3 protein-coding genes are annotated in these 5409 nt (G+C 69.3%); all 3 read right to left on the bottom strand.

All coding sequences use genetic code 11. The annotated features are described in order from the left end of the window. Positions 1 to 172 precede the first annotated feature (172 nt). Positions 173 to 1180, bottom strand: a complete 1008-nt coding sequence (gene cydB / locus D7X55_RS35135) for a cytochrome d ubiquinol oxidase subunit II (protein WP_120550251.1) — start codon at positions 1178 to 1180, stop codon at positions 173 to 175. A 39-nt stretch (positions 1181 to 1219) separates the two neighbouring features. Further along, positions 1220 to 2671 carry a cytochrome ubiquinol oxidase subunit I gene (locus tag D7X55_RS35130; RefSeq protein ID WP_120550252.1) on the bottom strand — a complete coding sequence of 484 codons (1452 nt, stop codon included), beginning with the start codon at positions 2669 to 2671 and terminating at the stop codon, positions 1220 to 1222. A gap of 145 nt (positions 2672 to 2816) precedes the next feature. After that, positions 2817 to 5033, bottom strand: a complete 2217-nt coding sequence (locus D7X55_RS35125) for an Ig-like domain-containing protein (RefSeq protein ID WP_147470331.1) — start codon at positions 5031 to 5033, stop codon at positions 2817 to 2819. Between the last annotated feature and the right edge of the window lie 376 nt (positions 5034 to 5409).

Raw genomic sequence — 5409 nt, 5'->3', positions numbered from 1 at the left:
CCCCAGGCCCCCCGCCAGGTCGTGGGCATGTCCCAGCAGCCGCGCCAGCCCCCGCGCCTGCAGGACCGTGAGCGCGACCATCCCGAGCCCCAGGCCCGCGGTGAGCAGCACGTAGCGCCGCGCCGCGCTCGCGTGCCGCAGGAGCTTCGGGTCGAGCGGCTTCATCGGACGCTCAGCCCTCTCCCAGCGCCGGGGTGAAGTCGTCGACGGTGACGCGCTGGCGGAACACCCAGTAGGTCCACCCCTGGTAGGCCAGCACGAACGGCACCAGCGCGACGGCGACGTACGTCATGATCCGCAGCGTGTAGGGCGTGCTCGACGCGTTGTGCACGGTGAGCGAGTGCGCCGGTTCCAGCGCCGGCATCACGTCCGGGAAGAGCGAGCCGAAGAGCAGCACGACCACGCCCGCGATGGCCAGACAGTTGAACGTGAAGGCCCAGCCCTCCCGCTCCCGCCAGACGCTCAGCGACGCCGCCGCCAGCGCCAGCGCCACGAACCCCAGCACCGGCCACGTCCAGGCCACGGAGTACCGCACCTGCGTCCACAGCCCGAACGCGCCGCTGACCGCGAGCGTGGGCAGCGCCACCCGCCGGGCCCAGCCGAGCGCCCGCGTCCGCAGCGCACCCTGGGTCTTCAGCGCGACGAAGACCGCGCCGTGGCTGAGGAACAGCAGCGTGGTGGCCAGGCCGCCGAGCAGCGCGAAGGGAGACAGCAGGCCCAGGAACGTCCCGGTGAACTGGTGGTTCGCGTCCAGGGGGACCCCGCGCACGATGTTCGCGAACGCGACGCCCCAGAGCAGCGCGGGCAGCCACGAGCCCACCTGGATGGCCTGCTCCCAGCGGCGCTGCCACGTGGGGCTGTCCAGCTTGGAGCGGAACTCGAGCCCGACGCCGCGGACGATCAACGCGACGAGGATGAGGAAGAGCGGCAGGTAGAAGCCGGAGAAGAGCGTCGCGTACCACTCCGGGAAGGCCGCGAACGTGGCGCCCCCGGCGGTGAGCAGCCACACCTCATTGCCATCCCAGACGGGGCCAATCGTGCGCAGCACCGCGCGGCGCTCCGCCGGGGTCCTGCCCAGGACGGAGAGCCACATCCCCACGCCGAAGTCGAAGCCCTCCAGCACCAGGTAGCCCGTCCAGAGGACCGCGATGAGACAGAACCAGAGCGTATTCAGTTCCATGATGATTGACCGATGCCAGGAGAAGGGGGGCCGGGAGCTTCAGTAGCCAAACGACAGCGGCGCGGTTTCAGGATGGCTGTCCTCGGCCGCGTGGGTCGCCGGGTGCTTCAGGCCCGCGCGGACGAAGTGCCGCATCAGGTAGAACCAGACCGCCGCCAGCGCGCCGTAGACGCAGGTGAAGCCAATCAGCGTCGTCCACACCATGGCGGGTGAGACGGCGGTGGAGACGCCGCTGGCCGTCAACAGGCGGAGCGTGTCCACGCCGGTGGGGTTGGGCGCCACCAGCCAGGGCTGCCGTCCCATCTCGGTGAAGATCCACCCGAAGGAGCACGCGAGGAACGGGGTGGGCAGCGCCGCGAGGCAGAGCCGGGCGAACCGCTCCGAGTTGCTCGCCACGCCGCCCCGCGTGAGCCAGAACCCGATGAGCGCCAGCGCCGCGCTCCCCACGCCCAGGCCGATCATCAGGCGGAAGGACCAGTACGTGACGGCGAGGTTCGGCGCGTAGTCCGGTCCCGCCCCGTAGCGCGCCTCGTAGCGCTTCTGGACGTCGTTGACGCCCTCGAGGGGTGCCTGGAAGTCCGAGCGCGCGAGGTAGGACGTGAGGCCGGGGATCTCCAGCAGGTGGCGCACGCCCCGGCAGTCGTTGTTCAGGTCTCCCACCGCCAGCAGTGAGAAGGGCGCCCCGGCGCGTCCGTCACAGAGCGCTTCGGCCGCGGCCATCTTCATGGGCTGCTGTTCGAACATCAGCTTCGCCTGGGCATCTCCGCTCACCGCCACGCCGATGCCGGAGACGATGACGGTGACGAGCCCGAGCCGCAGCCCGGCGCGGAAGTCCTGGGCCGTTGCCGCTTCACCCGACTGGCTGGAGCGCACCATCAGCCAGCCGCAGACGCCCGCCACGAAGGTGCCCGCGACGAGGAAGGCGGACGTCACCGTGTGGGGGAAGGCCACGAGCACCGTGTTGTTGGTCAACACCGCCAGGATGTCCGTCATCTCCGCGCGCCCGGTGGCGGGGTTGAAGCGCGCTCCGACGGGGTGCTGCATGAAGGAGTTGGCCGCGAGGATGAAGTAGGCGGAGAGGTTCACCGCGAACGCCACCAGCCAGATGGAGGCGAGGTGCAGCGCGCGGGGCAGCTGCTTCCAGCCGAAGATCCAGAGGCCGAGGAAGGTGGACTCGATGAAGAAGGCCGCCAGCGCCTCCATCGCCAGCGGCGCGCCGAACACGTCCCCCACGAAGCGGGCGTACTCGCTCCAGTTCATCCCGAACTGGAACTCCTGGACGATGCCCGTCACCACGCCGAGCGCGAAGTTGATCAGGAACAGCTTGCCGAAGAGCCGCGTCAGCCGCAGCCACCCCGGCTTGCCGGTCACCACCCAGAGCGTCTGCAGCAGCGCGACCAGCGGGGCGAGCCCGATGGTGAGCGGGACGAAGATGAAGTGGTAGACCGTGGTGATTCCGAACTGCCATCTCGCGAGTTCCAGGCTGGTCATGACGCCAGGGCGGCATTGCAAGCCGCCGGCCGTTCACGCTGCCTCGGGTGACCTCCTGGGTCCTCGCAAGACCTGCGCGGCGCCCCCCGGCGCCGCGCAATTTCTGCGTCCCTGCCAACCGCTCATTCCCCGGATCAGCGGGTCGCTACTTCACCGTGATGGCGGAGAGGCTCCCATTGCTCCGCGCGATGAACAGGATGCCGTCCTTGCCCAGCGCCAGGTATCCGCCGGCGGGATACGTCCAGACGTGCGCCCGGGTGGTCAGGTCCACCGCGTACGTGTTCGTGGCGGTGCTCACGAAGAGCATGTTGTCCGTCACGACCATGGTCCCCTGCGGCGTGCCCGTGGGGGGCGTCCAGGTCCAGAGCAGGTCCCCGTTGGACTCCGCCCGGGCCTCCACCTTGCCCTTGTTGAAGACATACAGCACGCCGTCCGCGACCGTGACGTTGCCCGTGAAGGAGTCCTTCAGCGTCCAGGCGATCCGCCGGTTCTCCAGGTCGAAGGAGAGCAGCCGGTTGTACTGCCGGGCGAGGACGTTCTGGGCGCCACCCAGCACCGGGGCCATGTTCATGCTCCACCCGGCCCAGCTGAAGCCAGGGTCGTCAATCTTGTAGGCCACGGTTCCCGTGAGCGCATCCACCACCTGCAGCTGCGCTTCGGTGTACGCGAAGACCTGGCCTCCGGCCACCGCGGGCGTCCACGCGTTGTACTGGGTGGTGTAGCTGAACCACTGCTGCTTCCCGCTGGTCGCGTTGAAGCTGTACATGCCGTCGTAGTAGCCGCCGGCCATGAACACGCTCCCGTCGGACACGACGGGGGCGTAATAGGTCGACCACTGGTTGCCGTACGCGCTCTTGAACTGGAGGCTGCCGTCGGCCGCGTCGAAGGCGTAGAGGAACGAGTCCTGGTGCCCCGAGGTGGTGAGGTACACCCGGCCGTCGGAATAGGCGGGCGGGTGGGCCCCGTGGATGGCGCCAAAGTCATACGTCCACAGCGGCGCGCCCGTCTGGGCATCCAGCGTGGTCAGCTGCTGGCTGCCGAAGTAGCTCTGGGTGGAGACGAAGACCCGGCCATTGCCTTCGGTGACGGGGTTCAGCGCGGCGGAGCCCGTGAACACCTGGCGGACCCACAGCTCGCGGAAGACCGCGGGATCCAGTGTCGCATCCACCGCGCCGGTGTGCCGGGCGTTTCCCTGGTACGTCGCCCAGTCCTCGGTCTGGTTCCACGAACCCGTCGTCGTAATCACCCGCAGCTGGGCCGTGGCGGACTTGCCTTCGCAGGTGGCGGTGATGGTCGCCGTGCCCTCGCTCCTGCCGGTGACCTTGCCGTTCGACTGGACCTCCGCGCGGGACATGTCGGAGCTCACCCACGTCACCGTGCGGCCCGTCAGCACGTTGCCCTGGGCGTCCTTCAGGACCGCCTGGAGCTGGAGCTCCCGGCCGATGGCGATCACCGCGGAGGAGGGCGAGACCGAAATCTGGGCGACGGGGACATAGAGTTCGAGGGTCGCGGACGCGCTCTTCGTCTCACTGGTCGCGGTGACGGTCACCTGTCCGGCCTTCAGCGCCGTCACCAGGCCGGTGGCGCTCACCTGCGCCCGGGTCGTATCGCTCGAGCTCCAGGTGACGGTGCGCTCGGGGAGGGGAGTGCCACGGGAGTCCTTCGGCGTCGCGGAGAGCTGCACCGTGGTGCCCACCGCCACCTGGCCCGTGGGGACGCCGTCGAGCGTCACGGTCGCCACCCTCGCCACGGTCACGCGCACCACGACACTGGCGGTGCTGCGCTCGCTGGAGGCGGAGATGGCCACGTCGCCCGGCTTCACGGCCGTCACCAGGCCCTCGGCGTTCACCTCCGCGACCTCGCTGTCGCTGGAGGTCCAGCGCACCGGACGGCTCAGGGTGTTCCCGTCCGCATCCCTCGGCGTGGCGGTGAGCTGCACGGTTTCGTTCGCGGGAAGGGGCTCGGTGGGGGCGCCGCCGAGGAGGATGGACGCCACCGAGGTGTCAGGGGCCGGCGCTTCAGCGACGCGCACCACGACCGTGGCGGTGCTGCGCTCGCTGGAGGCGGAGATGACCGCGTCGCCGGGCTTCACGGCCGTCACCAGTCCCTGGGCGCTCACCGCCGCGACCTCGGTGTTGCTGGAGGCCCAGCTCACCGGACGGTTCACGGTGTTGCCGGCCGCATCCCTCGGCGTGGCGGTGAGCTGCAGGGTTTCGCCCACGCGCAGGGGCTCGGCGGACGCGCCGCCGAGGAGGATGGACGCCACCGTGTCGGTGGGGTGGGTGGGGGGCTGTTCATTCCCACAGGCACTCACCGCGAGTGCCAGGATGAGCCAGACCCACCGTGCCGGATTCAATCTCAAGGTATCCCCCTCGCGGCAGGCATGCCGCTGTCGTGTTCTGCCTGTGTCCGACGTGCAGGACACTCTTTCTTGAACGGTTCGCCCGGGATTTTCAAGATGTCTGACATTGGGTTCGGGAGTCACGGCCCATGCCGACGCAATCCCTTTCCAATCCTGACTTGGACTTCCATCCACTTGCTCATCCACGCCTTCTCGCGGAGGGCACGCCGGGTGCGGATCCGGCCAGCTTCTGGACAGCGGTCATGGTTGGGGTACATGTGCCTACATCCATGGCCTCCCGTCAGTCCACCGCGCGCACCCCCACCGTCCGGATGCAGAAGACGAAGAAGCCCTCCCCTGGCGCCCGGCGTGGCGGGGAGAAGCGCTCGAGTGGGGG

The sequence above is a fragment of the Corallococcus sp. AB049A genome, from assembly GCF_003668885.1.
Lineage (GTDB): Bacteria > Myxococcota > Myxococcia > Myxococcales > Myxococcaceae > Corallococcus > Corallococcus interemptor.
Note: the sequence above shows the minus strand (reverse complement) of the source record. Positions and strands in the feature narration are given on the sequence as shown.